Source organism: Sphaerisporangium melleum (assembly GCF_014646695.1).
Taxonomy (GTDB): Bacteria; Actinomycetota; Actinomycetes; order Streptosporangiales; family Streptosporangiaceae; genus Sphaerisporangium; species Sphaerisporangium melleum.
In genome coordinates this window covers 244-1,157 of sequence record NZ_BMNT01000129.1, presented here as the reverse complement: position 1 = coordinate 1,157, position 914 = coordinate 244, and the positions used below count along the sequence as shown (strand labels likewise).

The 914-nt window shown below is 66.8% G+C and carries 1 pseudogene; it reads right to left on the bottom strand.

Features of this window, described 5'->3' with window-relative positions:
* Positions 1-914, bottom strand: a pseudogene (locus tag IEY93_RS37475) (DNA-directed RNA polymerase subunit beta); the annotation flags it as partial.

Sequence of the window (914 nt, the reverse complement as noted above, 5' to 3'; positions counted from 1 at the left end):
ATGCGGATGATGCCCCGCTCGTCCAGATCGGCCAGGACCTCCTCCGACACGTTCGGGATGTCGCGGGTGATCTCCTCAGGGCCCAGCTTGGTGTCGCGGGCGTCGACCTCGTGCTCCTCGATGTGGATCGAGGACAAAACGTCGTCCTGCACCAGGCGCTGGGAAAGGATGATCGCGTCCTCGTAGTTGTGACCCTCCCACGGCATGAACGCCACCAGCAGGTTCTTGCCCAGCGCCATCTCACCGTCATCGGTGCACGGACCATCGGCGACGACCTGGTTCACCTCCACCCGGTCACCCTCGGCCACGATCGGCTTCTGGTTGAAACAGGTGCCCTGGTTGGACCGCTTGAACTTCGCCACCCGGTAGGTCGTCCGCGTGCCGTCGTCGTTCATCACCGTGACGTAGTCGGCCGACACCTCCTCGACGACACCGGCCTTCTCCGCCGTGATGACGTCGCCGGCGTCGGTCGCCGCGCGGTACTCCATGCCCGTGCCCACCAGCGGCGCCTCGCTCCTGATCAGGGGCACCGACTGGCGCTGCATGTTGGAGCCCATGAGCGCGCGGTTGGCGTCGTCGTGCTCCAGGAACGGGATCATCGCGGTCGCCACCGACACCATCTGGCGCGGTGACACGTCGATGTAGTCGACCTCCTCGGCGCGGGCGAGCTCGGTCTCGCCGCCCTTGGTGCGGACCAACACGCGGGACTCGGCGAACGACCCGTCGGCGTTGAGCGCCGTGTTGGCCTGCGCCTTGACGAAGCGGTCCTCCTCGTCGGCGGTCAGGTAGTCGATCTGGTCGGTCACCTTGCCGTCGACGACCTTGCGGTAGGGCGTCTCGACGAAGCCGAACGCGTTCAGCCTGCCGTAGGAGGCCAGCGAGCCGATCAGGCCGATGTTCGGGCCTTCCGGCGA